Genomic DNA, 22,550 nt, shown 5'->3' on the forward strand with positions numbered 1-22,550 from the left:
CGGGAGGTACGGGATCGGCCCGACGGGTCACCGGGCTGGCGCCCAGGTGACCCGTCGGGCCGATGAGGTGTGCTGCTACGCGCTGATGACGGCCTTGTCGCCGAGGCGCTCGCCGCTCTCGGTGTCGAAGACGTGCACGTGGTGCGCCTGCGGCGTGATGTGGATCGTCTCGCCCAGCTTGGGGTGGTTGCGACCGTCGACCCGCACGACGATGTCGACGCGCTGACCGCCGACCTCGGTGTGACCGTAGAGGTAGCCGTCGGCACCGAGCTCTTCGACGACGTCGACGGTCACAGCGAGGCCCTCGCCGGTGGTGTTGACGACGACGTCTTCGGGGCGGACGCCGACGGTGACGCTCTTGCCGTTGGCCTGGCCGACGGTGTCGCGGTCGACCGCGGTGACGGCGGTGCCGAACTGGATGCCGCCGTCGACGACGTCGGCGGGCAGCAGGTTCATGGCCGGCGAGCCGATGAAGCCGGCGACGAACACGTTCTGCGGCTTTTCGTAGAGGTCGCGGGGGCTGCCGACCTGCTGCAGGACGCCGTCCTTCAGGACGGCGATGCGGTCGCCCATGGTGAGCGCCTCGGTCTGGTCGTGCGTGACGTAGACGGTGGTGACGCCGAGTCGACGCTGCAGCGAGGCGATCTGGGTGCGGGTCTGCACGCGCAGTTTGGCGTCGAGGTTCGAGAGCGGCTCGTCCATCAGGAACACCTGGGGCTGACGCACGATGGCGCGGCCCATGGCGACGCGCTGACGCTGACCACCCGAGAGGGCCTTGGGCTTGCGGGCCAGGTAGGGCTCGAGGTCGAGGAGCTTGGCGGCCTCGAGGACGCGGGTCGCGCGCTCCTCTTTGCCGACGCCGGCGATCTTGAGCGCGAAGCCCATGTTCTCGGCGACCGTCATGTGCGGGTACAGCGCGTAGTTCTGGAAGACCATGGCGATGTCGCGGTCCTTCGGCGGCACGTCGGTGACGTTGCGGTCGCCGATGAAGATGTCGCCGCTGTTGACCTCTTCGAGACCGGCGAGCATGCGGAGGGTGGTCGACTTGCCGCAGCCGGAGGGCCCGACCAGGACGAGGAACTCGCCGTCGGCGACCTCGAGGTCGATGCTGTCGACCGCGGGGCGGGTAGAACCGGGGTACAGACGGGTTGCCTTGCTGAACGTGACTGACGCCATGATGTTTCTCCTTCACCGGCAGGTACGTGCCGGACGATCCGTTGTGAATGGATGGTGATCAGACCAAGAGGTCCGCGATGACCACCACCTGACAGTATGGCACCGAACCGAGACGGTCTCATGCGGTGTCCGGGGCGGGGACGGTATCGTTTTCGACACGGTCGCTCGGACAGTCGTCCGGTGCGGCCGGCACCCCCGACAGGGCGCTGCACTCGCAGACCCTCCCCACGCCCCCTACGACGCGACGGCGACACCCCGTGGCGCATCGGAGACCCGTTCCATGACTGACAACACCCCGGACGACAAGATCCTCACCAAGAACCAGCGTCGCGCGGCCGCGCGGCAGAAGGCTCAGCTCGCCCGCAAGAAGCAGAAGCGTCGTCAGAAGACCGGTCGACTGCTGCTGCAGGGCGGCATCGCGCTGGCTCTCGTGGCCGTCGTCGTGATCGTCGTCGTCGTCATCACGAACAGCATCAAGCCCGCCGGCCCCGGCCCCGCCAACATGGCCAGCGACGGCATCCGCATCGGCCAGGACTTCGTCGCCGAGACCACCCCGGCGCTCGCCGCCGACGACGAGCCGGTGCCCTCCGAGACGACGGCCGCGAGCGACACCGTCGACATCGTCGTCTACCTCGACTACCTCTGCCCGATCTGCGGTCAGTTCGAAGCGGCCAACAACGACTACATCGCCGGTCTCGTCGACTCGGGCGCGGCCACCGTCGAGTACCACCCGGTGGCGATCCTGACGAACTCGTCGGTGGGCACCCGGTACTCGAACCGCGCGGCCAACGCGGCCGCGTGCGTGGCGAACTACTCGCCGAACTCGTTCTTCGACTTCAACACCGCCCTCTTCGACCAGCAGCCCGAGGAGGGCACCCGCGGTCTCGACGACGCGACGCTGTCGGACATCGCGACGGGCATCGAGGGCGTCGTCGACCCGGCGCGCATCACGACCTGCATCGACGACGAGGAGTTCGCGTCGTGGGTCACCAGCGCGACCGAGCGCGCCGTCGACGGCCCCATCCCGAACAGCACCGTCGACGCCCTGCCGGGCACCCCGCTGGTGCTGGTCAACGGTCAGCAGTACGAGGCGAGCACGCCGTTCACCAACGAGGAGTTCCGCAACTTCGTCGTGACGGCCGCCGGCAACAGCTACGCCGACAACAGCACCGCCACGCCGACGCCGACCGAGTCGGGCGCGCCCGCCGAGCCGGCCGAGACCGAGACGCCCGCGGCGACCCCCGCGGCGACCCCCGCAGGCTGATCGCGCCCGGCGCCGCGGCTCAGGTCGTCCTGCGCGGGTGGGGGAGCACCCCGGGCCGCTTGACCGGCAGCTCGTGCAGCACGACGTCGCGGACCGCTCCGGCGTCGAGGGTGAGCGTCAGGTAGCTGGCGTGCGGCTGGCGGCGCCGGTCCGTGGGCGACCCCGGGTTCAGCAGGCGGAGGCCCACCGGGGTCGTGGTGTCCCACGGGATGTGGCTGTGGCCGAAGAGCAGGAGGTCGGTCTCGGGGAAGAGGCGGTCCATCCGGCTCTCGCGCGCCTCCTTGGCTCCGGTCTCGTGGACGACCGCCAGGCGGACGCCGTCGACGGTGGTCCGCACCACCTCGGGCAGCCTGTCGTCGAACTCGGGGCCGTCGTTGTTGCCGCGGACCCCGATCAGGAGGCGCGCGCGGGTCTCGAACTCGTCGAGCAGCGGCAGGCCGGTCCAGTCTCCGGCGTGCACCACGACGTCGGCGCGATCGACGGCGGCCCAGACGGCGGACGGCATGGCCCTGGCCTTCTGCGGCACATGGGTGTCGGACACGACGAGCACGGAGGTCGGCATCCCCCCACGCTAGGGGCGCGGGATGCGATGCGGCCCGTTATCGTCGTTTCAGGGTTGGCTTGCTCTGTCGGCTCGTCAGCCTGACCGCAGCGCACCACCAGAAACGAGGACGACATCGTGGGACTCTTCCGCAGCCAAGCCACCGAGGTGGCCCGGCAGGACGCCGCCGTGCGTCACTCGCTCTGGGCGGACGCCTTCGGCGCGCTCGCGACGCGCGCCGTGCAGATCATCGCCGTGGTCATCGTGGCCGCCGCCCTCATCTACGTGTTCCTCAGCCTCAGCCTGGTGACCCTGCCGGTGCTGCTCGCGCTCATCTTCGCCTCGGCGATGCTGCCGGTGGTGTCGTTCCTCCGGAAGCACCGAGTGCCCTCGGTGCTGGCGACCCTCATCTGCCTCTTCGCCGTCGTCATCATCCTCGGCCTCATCGCCTGGCTGATCGTCTGGGCCGTCGAGAATCAGGCCGCCTCGCTCGTCGAGTCGGCGACGCAGGGCATAGAGCAGCTTCAGAACTGGATCACGACCCTGCCCTTCTCGATCACGGACGACCAGATCCAGGGCGGCATCGACGCGGTCACCGACTTCGTCACCAGCGCGCAGTTCGGCTCGGGCGCCCTCGCCGGCGCATCGGCCGTCGGCAGCTTCCTGACCGGTCTCGTGCTGATGATCGTCGTGCTGTTCTTCTTCCTCAAAGACGGCCCGGCCATCTGGGAGTTCATGCTCCGCCCGTTCCGCGGCGAGCAGTACGCCCGTGCGCGTCGCATCGGCGACAAGACGGTGTCGACCCTCGGCGGCTACGTGCGGGGCACGGCGACCGTCGCGGCCGTCGACGCGATCGGCATCGGCGTCGGCCTCTGGATCATCGGCGTGCCCCTGGCGCTGCCCCTGGCGGTCGTCGTCTTCCTCACCGCGTTCATCCCGCTCGTCGGAGCCACGGCGGCCGGCATTCTCGCCGCCCTCGTCGCCCTCGTCGCCAACGGCGTGCCGGCCGCGATCTGGGTCGTGGTCGTCGTGGTCGTCGTCAACCAGCTCGAGGGCAACTTCCTCCAGCCGGTGCTGATGGGTCGCACGCTGCAGCTGCACGGTCTCGTCATCCTGGTCGCCCTGACCGCCGGCACGATCCTCGGCGGCGTGGTCGGCGCGGTCATCGCGGTGCCGCTGATGGCCGTCGCCTGGGGCATCACGCAGGTCTGGAACGGCGAGCACGAACCCGCCGAGATGTTCCGGCAGAAGAGACGCGAAGAGGTCCGCTAGCGGTCTGGCGACCCTTCCGATCCGAGGAGGCGCGGTGCGAGTTCGACTCGCACCGCGCCTCCTTCGTCTGCTCCCGTGTGCTCGCCGAAAAAAATGCAGATTCTGCAGATAGATGGTTGCAAATCGTCAACCACCGAGTATGGTTGACGTTCTGCAACCAACGGACCAGCCATCGGCGTCGGGTCCCCACCATCTCGAATCACCGGAGCGCACCTTGTCGCAGACCACGACCGCCGCGGGCACGAAGCCCGCAGCACCGCACGAACCGGGCGAAGCGCCCGGCATGAGCCACCGCGAAGTCCTCACGGCCCTGTCGGGTCTGCTGATGGGCATGCTCGTGGCGATCCTGTCGTCGACCGTCGTGTCGACCTCGCTGCCGCGCATCGTCAGCGACCTGAACGGCAGCCAGACCTCGTACACCTGGGTCATCACCGCGACCCTGCTGGCGACCACCGTGAGCACCCCGCTCTGGGGCAAGTTCTCGGACCTCACGAACCGCAAGGTGCTGCTGCAGGTCGCCCTGGTGCTGTTCGTGCTCGCCTCGGTCGCGGCCGGCTTCTCGCAGAACACCGCGACCCTGATCACGTTCCGCGTGTTCCAGGGTCTCGGCGCCGGCGGCCTCACCGCCCTGGTGCAGGTCGTCATGAGCGACATCATCAGCCCGCGTGAGCGCGGCCGCTACATGGGCTACCTCGGCGCCGTCATGAGCGTCGGCACCATCGGCGGCCCGCTGCTCGGCGGCGTGCTGACCGACAGCATCGGCTGGCGCTGGAACTTCTTCGTCGGCGTGCCCGTCGGCATCGCGGCCCTGATCGTCATCCAGAAGACGCTGCACCTGCCCGCCAAGCCGAAGAAGGCCGTCGTCGTCGACTACTGGGGCGCCGGGCTGATCGCCGGCGGCGTCTCGCTGCTGCTCGTCTGGGTGTCGCTGGGCGGCAAGCAGTTCGAGTGGAACTCGACCGCCAGCTGGCTGATGGGCGTCGGCGCGGCCGTGCTGCTCGTGCTCGCCGTGATCGTCGAGTTCCGCACCAAAGAGCCGATCATCCCGCTCACGCTCTTCAAGAACCGCACGTTCACGTTCGCGGTGATCGCCTCGCTCAGCGTCGGTGTCGCGATGTTCGGCACCAGCGTGTTCCTCGGTCAGTACATGCAGCTGGCGCGCGGTCAGTCGCCGACCATGGCGGGCATCCTGACCCTGCCGATGGTGCTCGGCCTGCTCATCTCGTCGATGGTCGCCGGTGCGCTCATCTCCAAGTACGGCAAGTGGAAGCCCTACATGATCGTCGGGTCGGTGCTGCTGGCCGCCGGTCTGTTCCTCATGTCGACCATCGAGTACGACACGAACTTCTTCGTCGTCTCGGTCTTCATGGCCATGATGGGTCTCGGCATCGGCATGGTGATGCAGAACCTCGTGCTCGTCGTGCAGAACTCGGTCGACGTGAGCGTCGTCGGGGCGGCCTCGTCGAGCGTCGCGTTCTTCCGCAGCCTCGGCGGCACGATCGGCGTCTCGGTCATGGGCGCCGTGCTCGGCACCAAGGTCTCGGGCTACATCACCGACGACCTGACCAGCGCCGGCGTCGACCCCAGCGCCCTCGGGGGCGGCTCGGCCTCGAGCATCCCCGACCTGAGCACGCTGCCCGGCCCGATCCGCACCATCGTCGAGTCCGCCTACGGCCAGGGCGTCGCCGACGTGTTCCTGATCGCCGCGCCGCTCGCGATCATCACGATCGTGTTCGTCTGCCTGCTGCCGAACGTCGAGCTCGGCACGAAGAGCGGCATCCAGCGCGCCGCAGCGGCCTCGTCCGACGACGAAGGGGGCGCGGCTCCGGTCGACGGGAACGACGCCTCGCCTGCGGTCAAGGGCGCGGCGGCCACTGCCGGTCTCGCACCTGCGGTGTCGAGCGGCCCGGTGACGAGCGGTGCTCCGACCTCTCCGGTCGACGCCGGAGTCATGACCGGGACCGACGCCACGGCCGATGCCCGGGCAGGGGCAGGGGACAGGGCCGGGTCCGGCGCCGTCGCAGGGGTCGACGCCCCGGGGCGTCACCACGCCCACACGACGACGCGCACCGGGACGATCGATACGATCATCGCGACGGGTGCCGCCGAGGTGGCGGGTCACCCGGTGTCCGACGACGAGCTGGCCGAGAGCCCGGTGTTCTCGTCCCTGGTCGAGGAGAAGGATGTCGCAGCGGACCGATGACGCGACGCGGGCGGGCGCGGTGCCGAGCGCACCGCGCCTCCCGAGCCCCGACGACGAGGGTCGCGAGGGTCTGATGGCGGGCGTGGTCGACGAGATCGGCTCGATGATGGTCGAGGCCAAGCGCACCATCGCGGCCGCGGCCTCGCGGTTCGACCCCGACGTGCCGCCGACGGCGTTCTACGTGCTGCGCTACGTCATGAAGCACCAGCCGTGCACCGCGGGCGACATCGTCAAGGCGATGGCGATGGACAAGAGCGCCGTCAGCCGCCAGGTCGCGCTGCTGCGCGACGCCGGGTTCGTCGACGTCGTGGCGGACGCGAGCGACGGCCGCGTGTCGATGCTCCGCAGCACCGAGCGGGCCGACACCCGCATGCTCGAGGTGCGGCACGAGAACCGCGCCGTGTTCCGCAGTCACGTCGAGGGCTGGACGGACGACGAGCTCGGCGAGTTCGCCGGCTGGCTCCGCCGCTTCAACACGCCGTCCGTCGAGCCCCGGTAGCTCAGGCGCCGGTGCCGGTGCTGGCGCCGGTGCCGGAGCGGGCGAGTTCGGCGCGGGCGGGCGGCGGCGGAGGCCCGGTTGCGCCGGACTGGACCGTGTTCGGGCGCGCGTCGTGGTCGCGGTGCGGCACGGACGCCCGCTTCCGCCGGACTCGCCCGGGGTCGCGGGCGACCCGACCCGTGCCTCCTCGGCCCTCGCCGGAGGCCGCCGACCACGAAGGCCCCCTCCGCAGTACGCGGAGGGGGCCTTCGTCGGAGCAGGTGCTAGATCGTGGCCGTGTCGATCACGAAGCGGTAGCGGACCTTGCTGGCGACGACGCGCTCGTAGGCGTCGTCGACCTCGTCGGCCCCGATCGTCTCGATCTCGGCGCCGATGCGGTGCTCGGCGCAGAAGTCGAGCATCTCCTGCGTCTCGGGGATGCCGCCGATGTTCGAGCCCGCGAGGCTGCGACGGCCGCCGATCAGCGACCCGGCACGGAACGACTGCGGGTTCTCGGGGAGACCGACGAACACCATGGTGCCGTTGAGGCGCAGGGTGCGGGCGTAGGCGTCGATGTCCATGTCGGCCGAGATCGTGTTGATGATCAGGTCGAACGAGTTCTTGAGCTTGCCGAAGGTCTCGGGGTCGCTCGACGCGTAGTAGTGGTCGGCGCCGAGCTTCAGGCCGTCCTCCTGCTTCGACAGCGTCTGACTGATGACGGTGACCTCGGCGCCCATGGCGTGCGCGATCTTGACGGCCATGTGACCGAGACCGCCCATGCCGACGACCGCGACCTTCTTGCCGGGGCCCGCGCCCCAGTGCTTCAGCGGCGAGTACGTGGTGATGCCGGCGCAGAGCAGCGGAGCGGCCTCGTCGAGCGCGATGCCTTCGGGGATCGACAGCACGTAGTTCTCGTCCGCGACGATCTGCTTGGCGTACCCGCCGTAGGTGGGCTCGCCCGAGTACTGGCGGCCGTTGTAGGTGGCGACGTTGCCCTTGACGCAGAACTGCTGCTCGCCGGCCAGGCAGTTCTCGCACTCGCGGCAGCTGTCGACGAAGCAGCCGATGCCGACGCGGTCGCCGACCTTGTGCTTGGTGACGTCGCTGCCGACCTCGGTGACGATGCCGGCGATCTCGTGGCCGGGCACCATCGGGAAGATCGCCTTGCCCCACTCTTCGCGGGCCTGGTGGATGTCGCTGTGGCAGATGCCGGCGAACGCGATGTCGATCTGGACGTCGTTCGGACCGACGTCGCGGAGCTCGACGGTCGAGTGCTCGAAGGGGGCGCCGGCGGACGGCGTCAGCAGAACGGGGACTGTGGTGGTCATGGGTTACCTCCGGGGTTGCGAGTGACTCGCGCGTCTGTGGGCGCGCTGATCTCCGACGACGCTGTGGGGGACGACACGAGCCTAGGCGCGCCTCCCTGGGCCTTGCTCGTGACGGGAACCGTTCTCAGATCGGGCCTGCAGGAGGCGGGGGCCGAGGAGGCGCGGGTCAGCCGAGCAGGTCGGCCTGCCAGACGAGGGCGGCGGCCCCGACGAGCGGACTCTCGTCGCTCAGACCGGAGCGCACGACGCGGACGCGCCGGGCGTAGTCGTTGACCGGGGCCGCATCGACGCTCTGGCGCACCAGGTCGAGGTAGTCGTCGCTGACGCGGGAGAAGCCCCCGCCGATCGCGGCGACGTCGAGGTCGAGCAGGGTCGTGACCGACGAGATGGCCTCGCCGACGGCGTTGGCCGATCGGCGGACGGCGGCGACCGCGATCTCGTCGCCGGCGACGTAGCCGGCGGCCAGGTCTTCGCCGCGCTCGCCCTGCCAGCCCTGCGCCTGCGCCCACGCGACGACGTTCGGACCCGACGCGATGACCTCGAGCGTGGCGGCCCAGGCGCTCTCGCCCTCGGGCCGGTCGGCGATCTGGATCTGGCCGATGTGACCGGCGTTGCCCGTGCCTCCGGACAGGAGACGGCCGTTGACGATCAGCCCCCCGCCCACACCGGTGGAGACCGTGATGGCGAGTGCGTTGTCCGCACCCTGCGTGGCACCGACCCAGTGCTCGGCGAGGGCGAGGCTGACGCCGTCGAGTCGGAGGGTGACCGGGGCCGAGTCGGGCAGCGTGGCCGCGGCGAGCGAGGCGACCAGCTCGCGCAGCGGGAAGCCGCGCCAGGCAGGCAGGTTGATCGGCGAGACCGTGCCGGCGACGAGGTCGACAGGGCCGGCGCTGCCGATGCCCGCACCGACGAGGACGTCGCCGCTCGGCAGCGACGCCAGGGCGTGGGCCACGACCGTGCGGACGGCCTCGGCCAGCTCGTCGGACGTCGATGTCGCACCCGTCGGACGCCGCTCGCGGCTGCCGTGGAGGAGGGTTCCGTCTGCGGCGACGAGCGCCGCCTCGACCTTGGTGCCGCCGACGTCGACGGCCAGTGCGTATTCGCTCACGTCGTCAGCGTAGCGGCGGGGTGCGACATCGGCCGGGCCCGGTCTAGGGTGACGTGTCGCCTCGTGGCCCCGACGCCGAGGCACCCGACGGACCGTTATCGAGAGGCGCTTCATGACCACCAGCGAGGGACGCCCGCAGGGCGCCAAGGACGCATCTGCGGACGCTGCAGCGGGCGGAGCCGACGCGATGGGCGCACGGGTCGTCGTCATCGGCGACGCGCTCATCGACGAGCTGCGCACCGAGACGGGCTCGAGCGATCACGTCGGCGGCGCCGGTCTCAACGTCGCCGTCGGTCTCAGTCGCCTCGGTGTTCCGACCACGCTGCTGGCGTCCGTCGGCGACGATGCCGACGGGCGCTCGATCCGGAGCTTCCTCGCCGAGCACGGGGTCGACCTGCTCGAGACGGTCAACCCACTCGGCACCGGGCGGGCCGTGTCGCTGCGGGTCGACGGCGAGCCGTCGTACGTGTTCACCGACGCCGCCGTCGCCCGCGGCCTCGACTTCTCTGCCGAGCAGCTCGCCGCCCTCGACGCGGCCCCGCTGATCGCCGTCAGCTCGTACCCGTTCGACGACGTGGCCCTCACCGACCGCCTGCTCGCGGTCGCCGGCGACTCGCCCCGTCGCCTGGTGGTCGACCCCAACCCCCGGCCGGGGTTCCTGCCGGGCGGCGACGCCCAGGTCGCCGCCTTCGGAGCCGGATTCGCCCGCGTGGCCGCGACGTGTCTCCTCGTCAAGATCGGCGACGACGACGCGGAGCTCGTCACCGGCGGCCCGTTGTCGGACTGGCAGGAGGCGCTGCTCACCGCCGGTGCCGGGGGAGTGCTCGCGACGCGCGGGTCCGACGGGGCGAGCCTGCTGCTGGCCGGCGGGGCGGAGCTGCGGCGCGGCATCTCGACCGCCGACGGCGAGGTCGTCGACACGATGGGCGCGGGCGACGCGACCTTCGCCGCGATCGTCTCGTCGCTGCTCTCCGCGCGGCGCGAACCGGGGTCCGTGGACTGGGCCGACGCGCTCGGACGCGCGATGGACATCGCCGCCGCCACGGTGCGCTCGCCGGGGGCGCTGCTGCGCGCGCCGGGCCTCTGACGCGACCCGCGCCTCCGCGGCGATCGATGTGACGCGACGAGGGGCTCGCGGTGCCCTGAGGGCCCCCGATGCGTCACTTCGATGCCGTGCGCGTGCCGCGCGGTGCGGTGCGGTGCGGTGCAGTGCAGTGCCGCGTGCTGCTCCGCTCCGCTCCGACCCGCGCCTCCGCGGCGATCGATGTGACTCGAAAGGGCGCTTGCGCCGCGCGGAGGGCCCCCGATGCGTCACTTCGATGCGGTGCGTGCGGCGCGCGCTGCTGCGTTCGCTGAGCCGCGCCTCCTCGGCGATCGATGTGACGCGAAGGGGGCGTTGCGGCTCGCGCGGGGGTCTTGTTGCGTCACTTCGATGGGGCGCGGGGCGCGGGGCGCACCCGCGCGGGGCGCGTCAGGCGCTGGCCTCGTGCGTGCTGCGCGCCTTGCCCGACAGGTACCAGTGCGAGCGCGCGCCGGTCTCGACGGGCTGCATGCCGACCACGACCTTGCCCCGCGAGTGGTGCTCGGCGAGGTCGTCGAACGCCTGCGTGATGTAGTCGAACGGGTAGAAGCCCGAGATGAGCACCCGCACCTTGTTCTCGGCGATCAGCTTCGCGAGGGCGGCGAGCACCATGGCGGGCTCGGTGTCGTCGCGCTCGGGCCGGATGTAGTGCATTTCGAGGTCGAGGCGGTGCTCGCTCGAGCTGAACCGCGCCTCCTTCACTCCGAGGCTCGTCGCCAGCGCGGGGTTGTCGCCGCCGAAGTTGTCGATGAACGCGGTGATGGGGCGCTTCGCGGCCTCCTCGATGCGCTGCTGCAGACCCTCGCCGTACGTGATGGGCGTGACGCCGATCGAGCGCAGGTAGTCGTGGTTCGGCGGACTGCAGGTGCCGATCACCTTCGCCCCCGCCGCGATGGCGAGCTGGCACTCGATGTGCCCCACCCCGCCGGCCGCCGCGGTGATGACCACGATGTCGCCCGGCCCGAGGTGCAACGAGCGGACCACGTCGTAGGCCGTCACTCCGGCGAGATAGAGCCCGCCGGCGACCTCCCACCCGACGTTCGACGGCTTCTTCACGATCGACGACGCGGGGACGGTCACGTAGGTGGCGTGCGCTCCGCCTTCGATCGCGTGACCGATCACCTCGGCCCCGACCGCGAAGTCGCGAACCGCCGAGCCGCGCTTCTTGACGATGCCGGCGAAGCACGACCCCTGACGGGCCGGGAACTCGAGCGGCAGCCGGTCGGTGAAGTCGCCCTTGCGGATGAAGTTCTCGATGTGGTTCAGGCCGGCGCAGACGACCTCGACGACGACCTCGTCGTCGGCGGGGACGGGCAGCTCCTGGGTGACGAAGTGCAGCTCGTCGACGTCTCCGTAGCGTTCGAACTCGACGGCTCTTCCGGTGCGACTCATGACCGACCTCCTTGTGGCGTTGCCTGATTGTGCGCCTCCTGGCGGCGGTGCGCACGCCCCCGTCCGAGGTCGTCGGGTGGCGCTAGAGCCGCTCGGTCGGCACGGCGAACGTGTCGCAGGCCCCCGCGCCGCCGGCGCGACCCGTGTCGAACCACCTCTGGCGCTGCTCGGCCGAGCCGTGGGTCCACGTGTCGGAGTCGACGCGGCCGCCCGACGCCTCCTGGATGCGGTCGTCGCCCACCGCCGCCGCGGCGTCGAGCGCGTCGGCGATCTGCGCGTCGGTCACCGGTTCGAGGAACGTCGTGCCGGAGTCGTCCGTGACCGTCGTCGCCGCGCCGACCCAGGCCCCCGCGTAGCAGTCGGCCTGCACCTCGAGGCGGATGGTGTCGGAGCCGGGCCCCGTCGCACTGCGGTCGGCGCGGTCGAAGGCGCCGGTCAGCTGCTGGATGTGGTGGCCCCACTCGTGCCCGACGACGTACATCTGCGCGAGCGGACCGGCGCTCGCCCCATACTGCTCGCGCAGCTGGTCGAAGAAGTCGGTGTCGACGTAGAGCGCCTGGTCGGGCGGGCAGTAGAACGGGCCGGTGGCGCTCGTCGCGCTGCCGCAGCCGGTATCGACGGCTGCCGTGAACAGGAAGAAGTCGGGCGTCACGTAGTCGCCGACGCCGAGCTGCGCGGCCTCCGTCGACCAGTACGTGTCGAGCGAGTCCGCCGCGCCGGCCATGCGGCAGTCGATGCTCGCGTTGGCGTCGGCGCCCGTCTCGCAGCCCTCGAGCGGAGCCGCCGCGATCTGATCGGGCGAACCCGAGCCGGTCGACGTGCCGTCGAGCAGCCCGCTGAGGTTCACCCCGGTGAACTGGTTGATCAGGGCGACGACGATGATCGCCACGACGCCCGTCCCGCCGGCCGCGATGCCGGTGGTGCGACCCCGGCCGCGCCGTCGGACCTTGCTGCTGTCGATGCGCGCATCGTCGTTGAAAGACATGCGTCAGAAGCTACGCGGGTCGCGAGGGCCGCGGCGCGTCGAGGTCAGGCCTGGTCGGCGCCCTCGGCCCGCTCGCGCTCGGCGCGGAGCAGCGCACGACCGGCGTCGCGGTCTTTCACGCGCTGCTCCTCTTCTCGCACCTCGGCCAGGTTCGCGCGCTCGGTGACCAGCCAGGCGGGCATCTCCTTCAGCAGATCGTGGATCTCGTCGGTGGTGAGCGCGTCGTCGACGCCGGCGCGCGCGAGGCCCGAGATCGTGACGCCCAGCTTCTGCGCGACGACGGGGCGGGGGTGCGGGCCGGTGCGGCGCAGCTCGGCCAGCCACTCGGGCGGGTTCGCGGTGAGCTCGGCGAACTCCTCGCGGGTGACGGGCGTGTTCTGGAACGACTCGGGCGTGGCCGGCAGGTGCACCCCGAGCTTCTTCGCGGCAGTGAAGGGCTTGAGCGTCTGCGGGGTCTTCTGAGTCATGCCGCAAGGGTACCGGGAGGCGCGGGTCGGCACGAGCGCGCACCCCGGTACCCTGGGGCGATGACGACCGAGCCGACCCGCGCCTCCTTCCGCATCGGGTTCGTCCCCGGCGTCACACTGTCGAAGTGGTCGCGCCTGTGGGAGGAGCGCCGGGCCGACCTGCCCCTCGACGTCGTCGAGATCGACGCCTCGAGCGCCCTCGACGCCCTGCACGGCGATGCCGCCGTCGACATGCTGCTCGCGCGGCTGCCCCTCGCCACCGACGACGACCACTCGGTCATCCGTCTCTACGACGAGCGCGCGGTCGCCGTCGTCTCGAAGGACCACCCGCTCGCCGCGCTCGGCATCGAGCACGAGCTGACCGCCGCCGACCTCGAGGGCGAGACCCGTCACGACCTCGATCCGACGCTGACCGACGCCCAGGCCGTCGACGTCGCGGCGACCGGCGCCGGCGTCGCGGTCGTGCCGCAGTCGATCGCGCGGCTGTACTCGCGCAGCGGCCTGACCTACCGCTTCGTCTCGGATCTCGAGCCCACCGTCGTCGCGCTGGTCTGGCTCGTCGACCGCAGCGACGACGACACCGACGACTTCATCGGCGTCGTCCGCGGGCGCACGGCGCGCAGCAGCCGGTCGAGGAGGCGCGACGAGCCCGAGCAGGCGGCCCCGGCCAAGAAGGGGTCGGCTCCCGACCCTCGCGGCGCCAAGCCGAAGCGGACGCCGCCGCAGGGCCGCGGACCGCAGCGCGGCACCGGGCGCAGCCGCCCCCGTCGCGGCCGCTGAGCTCCGGCCGCTGAGCCGCGTCAGCCTCACGCCGTAAGGAGGGGTACGCGCGCGGGGTACAGCGCTGCGCCCGAAACCCCTACCCCTCCGTGCTGAGCGGCCTGCGGGCCGCCGCGGCGTAGCGTCCACGCCACGATCGCATCGACGACCGGCCGACGACGGCCGGCGCAGACGAAGGAGGCGCGATGACGTTCAGCAAGGGAGATCACGTCACCTGGAACACCCCGCAGGGCGAGACCCACGGCACGGTCGTGGAGAAGCGCGTCCAGGAGTTCCAGCTCGACGGGCAGAAGTTCAAGGCGTCCGACGACGAGCCCTACTTCGTCGTCGAGAGCGACAAGAGCGGCTCGAAGGCGGCCCACAAGGAGTCCGCGCTGAGTAAGAAGAAATAGCCACACCCCAGACCCCGCGACACCCGCGACCCAAGGAGACAGCATGGCCGACCTGACCGATGTGCGCTGGAACGACGAAGCGCGCGACAAGATCCTGACCGACTCCGACCGCGTCCTGCAGGAGGCCGTCCGCGATGCCGCGGCCGCTCACTCGGGCGAGTCGTGGGAGGAGTCGTACAAGGCGATCAACGACGCGGTCAAGGACCGCTTCATCGACTACGAGCCCGGCCCGGACGTGCGCAAGTACGCCGAGGCCATCGAGCGCGGCGAGTACAGCTGACCTGCGCCTCCCGGGGGTGCGCGGTCAGGTGACCCGCGCCTCCGGGGCGTCGACGCGGTGCACTCGGGGGTGCACCGCCACGGCCGTCGCGACGGTGACGACCAGCACGGCCAGGGCGATCAGCGTGGTCGACGTGCCGACCAGCTCGGCGAGCGGACCGACCGCGATCTCGCCGACCGGCATGCCTGCCAGCGACGCGACCGTCACGGCCGAGATCACCCGCCCGCGGTAGAGGCCGGGAACCTGCCGCTGCACCGCGATGTCGAGCGGCACGGTGAACACCTCGAGTCCGATGCTCGCGACGAAGAGCCCGACGCTGATCCAGAAGAACCAGTGCAGCGGGTCGAAGGCGACGGGGTCGGTGGTGATCGTGAAAGCGAGCAGCACCAGGGGGATCGCGAGCGCCCCCGCGCCGAGGCAGGCGGCCCACAGCCGCACCCGGCCGCGCAGCGAGCCGGCCCAGAACGCCCCGACGATCAGCCCGAGGGTCTGCACGGCGCCGGCGAAGCCCCAGAGCAGGCGCCCGAAGGCGTCGTCGGCGACCAGGGGCCCCAGAACGTGGATCCCGCCGCCGAAGGCGAACTGGAACACGAACGCGAGCGCCGCGGCGGCGCCGAGCCACCGGGTGCGCCAGACGAACCCGAGTCCGCTGCCGAGATCGGCCAGGACGGTCGTCCCCCCGGAGGCGCGGGCCGAGTCGGCCGGCAGCCCCACGAACACGACGCCCGCCACCGCGAAGACCGCTCCGCCGAGCGCCAGGGCGAGACCCGAGCCGAGGGTGGCGACCACGGCGCCGCCGACCGCGAGGCCGACGACGAGGCCGACGTTGGTGCCGACCCGCATGAGCACGGTCGCGTCGCCGATCCGCGCGTCGCGCACCGTGTCTCGCACGAGGGCGCCGGTGGCCGGTCCGAAGAAGGCGGCGGAGGCGCCGTTGACGGCCCCGATCACAGCGAGGGTGGTCAGGGTCTCGGTCTCGGTGAGCATCAGGAGGGCCGCGATCAGCAGGGAGCCGGCCGAGACGAACGACGAGACGACGGCGACGAGGCGCCTCGAGAGTCGATCGGCGAGGGCTCCGCCGAAGAGCAGCAGCGCGATGTTCGGCACCGATCGGGCCGCCACGACGAGGCCCAGGTCGACGGGGTCGGCCCCCAGGTCGATCGCCGCGAAGACGATCGCGATGGGGGCGAATCCGCTGCCCGTCCACGACACGAGACGACCGAGCCACAGGGCCCGGAAGGCGGGGACCGTCAGCAGCGACCAGGGCATCGCTCGACTCTATGCCGGTGCGGGCGGGTGCACCCGCCCGGTGTCACACGGTCGGGCGACGATTTAGGCTGGCCCCGATGGACGCCTCCGCCCCCGCCCCCTCCGCCGACCCGGGTTCCGAACCCGCGGCCGGCCCTGCGGTCGGCCCTGAGGCCGGCCCTGCGGTGACGGACGTCCGCGAGCCGGGTCGCTACCGCAAGGGCATCGCCAAGCGCGAGGCGATCCTCGACGCCGCGCTGCCCGTCTTCGGCCAGGTGGGGTTCCACGGGGCGTCGCTGCGGGAGATCGCGCGGCAGTGCGGGGTGTCGCATCAGTCGCTGATGCACTACTTCCCGACGAAGGACGAACTGCTGATGGCGGTGCTGCGTCGGCGTGACGAGCGCCTGCGGCGGCACTTCGACGACGACGGCGGCATGCGGGTCGACGAGCTCGTCGAGCTGGCCGAGTACAACGTCGACGTGCCGGTCGTCATCTCGCTGTTCATCACGGCGTCGGCCGAGGCCGTCTCGAGCGAGCACCCGGCGCACGAGTACTACCGCGACTACTACGACCGGATCATCCGTTCGACGACGGCGTACCTCTCGGTCGCCGCCGACCGCGGCTGGCTGCGGCCCGGTTACACGGCGACCGCGGCGGCGCGGATCGTGCTCGCCGTCCAGGACGGCCTGCAGCTGCAGTGGCTCTACGAACGCGACGCCGTGCACGTCGCCGACCTGATGCGGCTCGTGATCGGCAGCGTGCTGACCGTTCCGACGTCGGAGCTCGACGAGGCGGTCCGCGAGGAGGCGCGGCGCCGGCGGTGACCGACCTGCCCCCCGGCGTCGCCCCGGGTCACTTCGCGCTGATGCGCTGGAACTTGCGGATGCAGAGGGGCACGAACACCACGAGCATCACGGTGATGCCGATCAGCACGGTCGCGTAGGGGTGCTGCATCGTCCAGATGTCGGGCACCGGGGTGTCGCCGAGGTTGCCGAACGACGTGCGCGCCGCCTGCACGAGCGACGAGACCGGGTTCCATTCGGCGAAGACCCGGAGGACCGTCGGCAGGGTGTCGCTCGGCACGAACGCGTTCGAGACGAACGTGAGCGGGAACAGGATCATGAACGAGGCGTTGTTGATCGTCTCGGGGGTCTTCACGCTCATGCCGAGCAGGGCCATGACCCAGCTGAACGAGTAGCTGAAGAGCAGCAGCAGCGCGACGCCGCCGAGGAACGACGCCGGTGACGCGTTCACCCGCCACCCGACGGCGAGACCGGTGAGCATCATGATGACCATCGAGATCGTGTTGAGCGCGAGGTCGCTGTTGGTGCGGCCGATCAGCACCGCGGAGGGGCTCATCGGCAGGGTGCGGAACCGGTCGATGATCCCCTCTTTGAGGTCCTGCGCCATGGCGGCCCCCGAGAACGTCGAGCCGAACACGACGGTCTGCGCGAAGATGCCCGCCATCAGGAACTGCGTGTAGTCGGTGCCCTCGACGGCGATCGCCCCGCCGTAGACCTGACTGAACAGCAGGACGAACATGATGGGCTGCAGCACGGCGAAGATCAGCATGTCGGGCGAGCGACGCACCTTGATCAGGTTGCGCTTGGTGACCGCCCAGCCGTCGGAAGCCCAGGTCGAGAGACCCGTCTCGGTGGCGGGCTCGAGGGTCTGCGCGAGCGCGGTCGTGGTGGTCATGCGCGGGCCTTCTTCTCGCTCGGGGCGTCGGTGTCGGCGGCGTCGTCGTCGGCGCCGGTGCGGTGACCGGTCAGCTGCAGGAAGACGTCGTCGAGGGTGGGGCGCCGCATCCCGGCGTCGTGCAGCTCGATTCCGGCCGCGCCGAGGTCGGCGAGGGTGCGTTGCAGCGCGGTCGGCCCGTCGGTGACGGCGACCTCGAGCTGACGGCCGTCGGCGTCGATCGTCGGCTCGTTGTCGCCGTGCCGGCGGAGGACCTCGACGGCCTGGGCCGATCGGGTCTCGTCGACCAGCGCCACGACGAGTCGATGACCGCCCACCTGGGCCTTGAGCTGATCGGACGTGCCCTCGGCGATGACGGCGCCGCCGTCGATCACCGAGATGTCGTCGGCGAGGCGGTCGGCCTCCTCGAGGTACTGCGTGGTGAGCAGCACCGTCGTGCCGCCGTCGACCAGGCTGGTGATGATGTCCCAGAGGGCCAGTCGGCTGCGAGGGTCGAGACCCGTGGTGGGCTCGTCGAGGAACAGCACGCGCGGGTTCGTGACGAGGGCGCCGGCGAGGTCGATGCGACGGCGCATGCCGCCGGAGAAGCCCTTCACCGGTCGATCGCCGGCGGCGGAGAGGTCGAATACGTCGATGAGCTCGCGAGCGCGCTCGCGGGAGACCTTCGCGCCGAGGTGGTAGAGCCGCCCGATCATGTCGAGGTTCTCGAACCCGGTGAGGTTCTCGTCGACTGCGGCGTACTGGCCCGAGACGCCGATCGAGCGCCGCACGGCCTGCGCGTCGGCGACGACGTCGAGACCGGCGATGGTCGCGGTGCCCGTGTCGGGGCGCTCGAGCGTGGTGAGCATCTTGACGACCGTCGTCTTGCCTGCGCCGTTCGGCCCGAGCAGCGCCTTCACGGTGCCCTCGGGCACGGTGAGGTCGAGCCCGTTCAGGGCGTGGACGGGGCCGGACTTCGACCGGTAGGTCTTGGTGAGGCCCCGTGCTTCGATCATGGCCATCGTCGATCCGTTCTCCGCTCGCAGCCGGTTCCCGGGGAGCGGCCCCGGACGCGCTCAAGGTAGCGCGGTCCGCGCTTCACCGCCAGTGATATTCCGTCACCTGTGGACATCGATCGGACACGGATCGGACACCGACCGACAGCCGGCGGATGGCCGTGCGGACCACAGCGTGTTACGAGCAGATGTCAAACCTTGCCGCGTGGCAAGTTCCGCTCTACATTCATCCCATGACCACCTTCGACGAGACGGCGGGGCCGTCCACCGCTGAACAGCTCCTGCCCGTCGGCATCGGCGACGACGCCGTCGCCCTCGCCCGCCGCTGGGCTCACGAGGCCTCCGCGGCCCCGAGCACCGGCTCGGCCCATCTGCTCGCGCAGGTGCTGAAAGACGAATCGGGTCTCGCCTTCACGATCGGCTTCGTCGATCGCGTCGTCCGCCCCGAAGACCTCGGCGTCGCCGCCCGCAACCTGGCGACCCTGGCGAAGCAGGCACCGGCCTTCCTGCCCTGGCACATGCGCTCCGCCGTCCGCCTCGGCGGCGTCATGGCGCCCGTGCTGCCCGGCGTCGTCGTGCCGATCGCCCGTCGCGTCCTCCGCGGCATGGTCGGGCACCTCGTCGCCGACGCCCGCCCCGCCCGGCTGGGCAAGGCGATCGCCTCGATCAAGCAGGACCGCACGCGGTTGAACCTCAATCTGCTCGGCGAGGCCGTGCTCGGCGATGCCGAGGCCGAGCACCGGCTCGCCGGCACCCGGGCGCTGCTCGCCCGCGACGACGTCGACTACGTGTCGATCAAGGTCTCGTCGATCGTCAGCCAGCTCTCGATGTGGGCCTTCGACGAGACCGTCGAGCGCGTCGTCGAGAAGCTGACCCCGCTCTACGAACTGGCCGCCCGCTCTCGCGAGCCGAAGTTCATCAACCTCGACATGGAGGAGTACCGCGACCTCGACCTGACGATCGCGGTCTTCACGCGCCTCCTCGACCAGCCGCAGCTCCGCGACCTCGAGGCCGGCATCGTGCTGCAGACCTACCTGCCCGACGCGCTCGGCGCCCTGCAGGGGCTCACCGAGTGGGCGACCGACCGGGTCGACGCGGGCGGCGCGGCCATCAAGGTGCGCGTGGTCAAGGGCGCCAACCTCGCCATGGAGACCGTCGACGCCACCGTCCACGAGTGGCCCCTCGCCACCTACGGCACGAAGCAGGACAGCGACACGAACTACAAGAGGGTCCTGACCTGGGCGCTCACCCCCGAGCGCACCCGCGCCGTGCGGATCGGCGTCGCCGGTCACAACCTCTTCGACATCGCCTTCGCGCACCTGCTCGCCGAGGCCCGCGGAGTCGGCGACCGCATCGAGTTCGAGATGCTGCTCGGCATGGCCGAGGGTCAGGCCGAGCTCGTCAAGGCCGACGTCGGCGGGCTGCTGCTCTACACGCCGGTCGTGCATCCCCGCGAGTTCGACGTCGCCATCAGCTATCTGATCCGCCGCCTCGAAGAGAACGCGTCGAGTGAGAACTTCATGTCGGCCGTCTTCGAGCTCGCCTCGAACGAGGCCATGTTCGAGCGTGAGAAGGGCCGGTTCCTCGCCTCGCTCGCCGCGGTCGACGGCGACACCCCTGCACCGCACCGCGTGCAGAGCCGCCTCGACGCGGCCCAGGCGTTGCAGCCCCGCGCGGCCGGCAGCGGTTTCGAGAACGAGCCCGACACCGACCCCGCGCTCGCCGCGAACCGCAGCTGGGGTCGCGGCATCGCCGCCCGCTCGGCGGACTCGACGCTCGGCGTCGACCTGATCGAGGCCGCCCGGGTCACCGACGAGGCGACGCTCGACGCCCTGCTCGACACCGCGGTCGCCGCATCCTCCGACTGGGCGGCACGAGGAGGCGCGGGTCGGGCCGTCGTCCTCCGCGACGCCGCCGCGATGCTCTCCGCCCGGCGCGCCGACCTGATGGAGGTCGCGGCGAGCGAGACCGGCAAGACCATCGCGGAGGGCGACGTCGAGGTCAGCGAGGCGATCGACTTCGCCAACTGGTACGCCCACCTCGCCGAGGAGCTCGACTCCGTCGACGGCGCCGAGTTCGTGCCCGCACGGCTCACCCTCGTCACCCCGCCGTGGAACTTCCCCGTCGCGATCCCCGCCGGCTCGACCCTCGCCGCGCTCGCCGCGGGCAGCAGCGTCGTCGTCAAACCGGCCGGTCAGGCCAAGCGCTGCGGCGCGGTCATGGTGCAAGCCCTCTGGGACGCCGGCGTGCCGCGCGACGTGCTCACCCTGGTCGACGTCGACGAGGGCGACCTCGGGCGGCACCTCGTGTCGCACCCGTCGGTCGACCGCGTCGTGCTGACCGGGGCCTTCGAGACCGCGCAGCTGTTCTCCGGTTGGCGCAACGACCTGCCCCTGCTCGCCGAGACCAGCGGCAAGAACTCCATCATCGTCACCCCGAGCGCCGACCTCGATCTCGCGGCCTCCGACGTGATCAAGTCGGCGTTCGGTCACGCGGGGCAGAAGTGCTCGGCGGCGAGTCTCGTGATCCTGGTCGGCTCGGTCGCCACCTCCGAGCGGTTCCGCCGTCAGCTCGTCGACGCCGCGTCGACGATGCGGGTGGGGCTGCCGTCCGACCCGACCACGCAGATGGGCCCGATCGTCGAGCCCGCGCACGGCAAGCTCGAGCGGGCGCTGACGACGCTCGGCGCGGGCGAGTCGTGGCTGGTCGAGCCGAAGCAGCTCGACGAGACGGGGCGGCTCTGGTCGCCCGGCGTCCGATCGGGTGTCGCGGCCGGCAGCGAGTTCCACCTGACGGAGTACTTCGGGCCCGTGCTCGGCATCATGACCGCCGCCACCCTCGACGAGGCGATCCGGCTGCAGAACGCCACCGACTACGGCCTGACCGCGGGTCTGCACACCCTCGACCCCGTCGAGCTCGAGATCTGGCTCGACGCCGTCGAGGCCGGCAACCTCTACGTCAACCGGGGCATCACCGGTGCCGTCGTGCGCCGCCAGCCGTTCGGCGGCTGGAAGAAGTCCTCGGTCGGCGCCGGGGCCAAGGCCGGCGGGCCCAACTACCTCGTCCACCTCGGCTCGTGGCGGCCGTCCCCGCTCGTCGAAGCCCAGGAGGCGCGCCCCGGTTCGGCCGTCCTGGCCGCCGTCGAGGCCTCGACGCCGCTGCTCGGGGCGTCGAGCGCGTCGGCGCACGACGACCTGCGTGCCGCCGCCGCCTCCGACGAGCACTACTGGGCGACCGAGTTCGGCGTCGCCCGCGACGTCAGCCGGCTCGGACTCGAACGCGACCTGCTCCGCTACCGGCCCCTGCCGGTCACGGTGCGGGCGGCCGACGGCGCCGACCCCGCGGACGTCGTGCGGGTGCTGCTGGCCGGTCTCCGGTCGGGCGCCCCGGTCACCGTCTCGTCGGCGATCGAGCTGCCGGCGACGCTCGTCTCGGCGCTGGGCCTCTCGGCGGGCTCCGTCACGCACGAGGACGACTCGGCATGGCTCGAGAGGGTGCGCGCGGGGGGTCTGCGGACCGAGCGCGTGCGGTTGGTGACGGCTGCGGGCGACCCGACCCGCGCCTCCTCGGCTCTGTCGTCGGCTCTCGGCGGGGACCCGTCGGTGGCCGTGTTCGACGCCGCGGTGACGCCGACGGGGCGGCTCGAGCTGCTGCCGTTCCTCCGCGAGCAGGCCGTCGCGATCACGGCGCATCGGTTCGGCAACCCCGACCCGTGGAGCGACGCGGTCATCTGAGCGTGGTGCGGCGCGGTCGTCTGAGCGGGGTGCGGCACGGTCGTTTGAGCGGGGTGCGGCGGGTCCGTGTCATCGGCGGCGGGTCAGCGCTGACCCGCCGCGGATGAGAGGAACCCGCCGAACAGCCC

General features: G+C 71.3%; 20 protein-coding genes. 10 read left to right on the top strand and 10 right to left on the bottom strand.

Features of this window, described 5'->3' with window-relative positions:
• Window positions 1–75 precede the first annotated feature (75 nt).
• Window positions 76–1,176 carry an ABC transporter ATP-binding protein gene (locus ACZZY9_RS11040; protein WP_192061339.1) on the bottom strand — a complete coding sequence of 367 codons (1,101 nt, stop codon included), beginning with the start codon at window positions 1,174–1,176 and terminating at the stop codon, window positions 76–78.
• A 280-nt stretch (window positions 1,177–1,456) separates the two neighbouring features.
• Here ACZZY9_RS11040 and ACZZY9_RS11045 point away from each other — a divergent pair, with 280 nt between their 5' ends.
• Window positions 1,457–2,440, top strand: a complete 984-nt coding sequence (locus ACZZY9_RS11045; RefSeq protein WP_463464093.1) for a DsbA family protein — start codon at window positions 1,457–1,459, stop codon at window positions 2,438–2,440.
• A 19-nt stretch (window positions 2,441–2,459) separates the two neighbouring features.
• Here ACZZY9_RS11045 and ACZZY9_RS11050 read toward each other — a convergent pair whose 3' ends face one another.
• Complete coding sequence (locus ACZZY9_RS11050; RefSeq protein ID WP_463464094.1) at window positions 2,460–3,002, bottom strand: metallophosphoesterase family protein; 543 nt, start codon at window positions 3,000–3,002, stop codon at window positions 2,460–2,462.
• A gap of 117 nt (window positions 3,003–3,119) precedes the next feature.
• Here ACZZY9_RS11050 and ACZZY9_RS11055 point away from each other — a divergent pair, with 117 nt between their 5' ends.
• The 3 genes from ACZZY9_RS11055 to ACZZY9_RS11065 all read left to right on the top strand — a co-directional run bounded on the left by ACZZY9_RS11055 (window position 3,120) and on the right by ACZZY9_RS11065 (window position 6,955).
• A complete protein-coding gene (locus ACZZY9_RS11055) occupies window positions 3,120–4,253 on the top strand; it encodes an AI-2E family transporter (protein ID WP_192061342.1) in 1,134 nt (377 codons plus the stop codon).
• Between the two features lie 283 nt (window positions 4,254–4,536).
• Window positions 4,537–6,456: an MDR family MFS transporter gene (locus ACZZY9_RS11060; RefSeq protein WP_463464668.1), complete on the top strand. Its 1,920-nt coding sequence runs from the start codon at window positions 4,537–4,539 to the stop codon at window positions 6,454–6,456.
• Complete coding sequence (locus ACZZY9_RS11065) at window positions 6,437–6,955, top strand: MarR family winged helix-turn-helix transcriptional regulator (protein ID WP_463464095.1); 519 nt, start codon at window positions 6,437–6,439, stop codon at window positions 6,953–6,955. The genes ACZZY9_RS11060 and ACZZY9_RS11065 overlap by 20 nt, the downstream gene beginning before the upstream one ends.
• Before the next feature lie 263 nt (window positions 6,956–7,218).
• On the opposite strand, the gene ACZZY9_RS11070 is transcribed toward ACZZY9_RS11065, so the two are convergent.
• Together ACZZY9_RS11070 and ACZZY9_RS11075 are read right to left on the bottom strand one after the other, a co-directional pair.
• Window positions 7,219–8,262, bottom strand: a complete 1,044-nt coding sequence (locus ACZZY9_RS11070; RefSeq protein ID WP_243216540.1) for an NAD(P)-dependent alcohol dehydrogenase — start codon at window positions 8,260–8,262, stop codon at window positions 7,219–7,221.
• 166 nt (window positions 8,263–8,428) lie between these two features.
• A complete protein-coding gene (locus tag ACZZY9_RS11075) occupies window positions 8,429–9,370 on the bottom strand; it encodes an ROK family protein (RefSeq protein WP_463464096.1) in 942 nt (313 codons plus the stop codon).
• A gap of 112 nt (window positions 9,371–9,482) precedes the next feature.
• Here ACZZY9_RS11075 and ACZZY9_RS11080 point away from each other — a divergent pair, with 112 nt between their 5' ends.
• Window positions 9,483–10,457: a carbohydrate kinase family protein gene (locus ACZZY9_RS11080; RefSeq protein WP_463464097.1), complete on the top strand. Its 975-nt coding sequence runs from the start codon at window positions 9,483–9,485 to the stop codon at window positions 10,455–10,457.
• 384 nt (window positions 10,458–10,841) lie between these two features.
• On the opposite strand, the gene ACZZY9_RS11085 is transcribed toward ACZZY9_RS11080, so the two are convergent.
• The 3 genes from ACZZY9_RS11085 to ACZZY9_RS11095 form a co-directional block, all read right to left on the bottom strand.
• Window positions 10,842–11,843 (bottom strand): NADP-dependent oxidoreductase, encoded by a 1,002-nt coding sequence (locus tag ACZZY9_RS11085; RefSeq protein ID WP_463464098.1) that lies wholly within the window; start codon window positions 11,841–11,843, stop codon window positions 10,842–10,844.
• Between the two features lie 82 nt (window positions 11,844–11,925).
• Window positions 11,926–12,828, bottom strand: a complete 903-nt coding sequence (ypfJ, locus tag ACZZY9_RS11090; protein WP_463464099.1) for a KPN_02809 family neutral zinc metallopeptidase — start codon at window positions 12,826–12,828, stop codon at window positions 11,926–11,928.
• A 44-nt stretch (window positions 12,829–12,872) separates the two neighbouring features.
• The gene (locus ACZZY9_RS11095) at window positions 12,873–13,295 is read right to left on the bottom strand and encodes a DUF5997 family protein (RefSeq protein WP_192061349.1); all 423 of its coding nucleotides are present in this window, start codon (window positions 13,293–13,295) and stop codon (window positions 12,873–12,875) included.
• A 60-nt stretch (window positions 13,296–13,355) separates the two neighbouring features.
• On the opposite strand from ACZZY9_RS11095, the gene ACZZY9_RS11100 reads away from it, so the two are divergent.
• The 3 genes from ACZZY9_RS11100 to ACZZY9_RS11110 all read left to right on the top strand — a co-directional run bounded on the left by ACZZY9_RS11100 (window position 13,356) and on the right by ACZZY9_RS11110 (window position 14,747).
• On the top strand, window positions 13,356–14,075 hold the full coding sequence (locus ACZZY9_RS11100; protein ID WP_320477522.1) for a LysR family transcriptional regulator substrate-binding protein: 720 nt from the start codon (window positions 13,356–13,358) through the stop codon (window positions 14,073–14,075).
• A gap of 185 nt (window positions 14,076–14,260) precedes the next feature.
• Entirely contained in the window at window positions 14,261–14,467 is a 207-nt protein-coding gene (locus ACZZY9_RS11105) for a hypervirulence associated TUDOR domain-containing protein (RefSeq protein ID WP_463464100.1), read from the top strand.
• A 43-nt stretch (window positions 14,468–14,510) separates the two neighbouring features.
• The gene (locus ACZZY9_RS11110; protein ID WP_463464101.1) at window positions 14,511–14,747 is read left to right on the top strand and encodes a hypothetical protein; all 237 of its coding nucleotides are present in this window, start codon (window positions 14,511–14,513) and stop codon (window positions 14,745–14,747) included.
• 24 nt (window positions 14,748–14,771) lie between these two features.
• Here ACZZY9_RS11110 and ACZZY9_RS11115 read toward each other — a convergent pair whose 3' ends face one another.
• Window positions 14,772–16,016: an MFS transporter gene (locus ACZZY9_RS11115; protein WP_463464102.1), complete on the bottom strand. Its 1,245-nt coding sequence runs from the start codon at window positions 16,014–16,016 to the stop codon at window positions 14,772–14,774.
• Window positions 16,017–16,093: 77 nt separating this feature from the next.
• Here ACZZY9_RS11115 and ACZZY9_RS11120 point away from each other — a divergent pair, with 77 nt between their 5' ends.
• Window positions 16,094–16,819 (top strand): TetR/AcrR family transcriptional regulator, encoded by a 726-nt coding sequence (locus tag ACZZY9_RS11120; RefSeq protein ID WP_463464103.1) that lies wholly within the window; start codon window positions 16,094–16,096, stop codon window positions 16,817–16,819.
• 28 nt (window positions 16,820–16,847) lie between these two features.
• Here ACZZY9_RS11120 and ACZZY9_RS11125 read toward each other — a convergent pair whose 3' ends face one another.
• Together ACZZY9_RS11125 and ACZZY9_RS11130 are read right to left on the bottom strand one after the other, a co-directional pair.
• Window positions 16,848–17,693, bottom strand: a complete 846-nt coding sequence (locus ACZZY9_RS11125; RefSeq protein ID WP_463464104.1) for an ABC transporter permease — start codon at window positions 17,691–17,693, stop codon at window positions 16,848–16,850.
• Window positions 17,690–18,694, bottom strand: coding sequence for an ATP-binding cassette domain-containing protein (locus tag ACZZY9_RS11130; RefSeq protein WP_463464105.1), 1,005 nt, complete (start codon window positions 18,692–18,694; stop codon window positions 17,690–17,692). The genes ACZZY9_RS11125 and ACZZY9_RS11130 overlap by 4 nt, the downstream gene beginning before the upstream one ends.
• A gap of 227 nt (window positions 18,695–18,921) precedes the next feature.
• Between ACZZY9_RS11130 and ACZZY9_RS11135 the strand changes: the two genes are divergently transcribed.
• Window positions 18,922–22,422 (top strand): bifunctional proline dehydrogenase/L-glutamate gamma-semialdehyde dehydrogenase, encoded by a 3,501-nt coding sequence (locus ACZZY9_RS11135; RefSeq protein ID WP_463464106.1) that lies wholly within the window; start codon window positions 18,922–18,924, stop codon window positions 22,420–22,422.
• Window positions 22,423–22,550: the final 128 nt, after the last annotated feature.

This window comes from Frigoribacterium sp. AC394 (assembly GCF_979258095.1).